1 protein-coding gene is annotated in these 320 nt (G+C 61.6%); it reads left to right on the top strand.

Features of this window, described 5'->3' with window-relative positions; all coding sequences use genetic code 11:
- Nucleotides 1-138 precede the first annotated feature (138 nt).
- On the top strand, nt 139-320 hold a 182-nt coding region (locus MUB46_RS24510; protein ID WP_261618543.1), incomplete at its 3' end, for a hypothetical protein.

The raw sequence follows: 320 nt of genomic DNA, 5'->3' as shown, positions 1-320 counted from the left end.
CGGGCAAGTGCGGATGTGCCGCCGCAGACCTGCGTCGTCACACCCCACCGTCAGCAGCTTTTTCAACATGCCGTCGCGCTTGCCGATGCCGATCCTGCGTGGCTTCCGGCCGTCATGGACAGTGTACGAGGTTGACCGATGGAAATTCTTCGAGCCCGTGACTTCCTTCTCCCGAACGGCGAGCGGCTATGCAACGCGACGCCGGAAATGATCAGTGAAGCCCGTAAGGCGCTTTGGTCCGATGTCGTCGCTTCGGCGGTCCCTGAAAAAAGGGTCGGGGCGCTGCGTCAGTTGGCCGTCAAGCGATACGGCGACTTTCA

This window comes from Microbaculum marinisediminis (genome assembly GCF_025397915.1).
In the GTDB taxonomy this organism is placed as follows: domain Bacteria; phylum Pseudomonadota; class Alphaproteobacteria; order Rhizobiales; family Tepidamorphaceae; genus Microbaculum; species Microbaculum marinisediminis.
The sequence above is the reverse complement of the archived record's forward strand: the minus strand, read 5'-3'. Positions and strand labels throughout refer to the sequence as shown.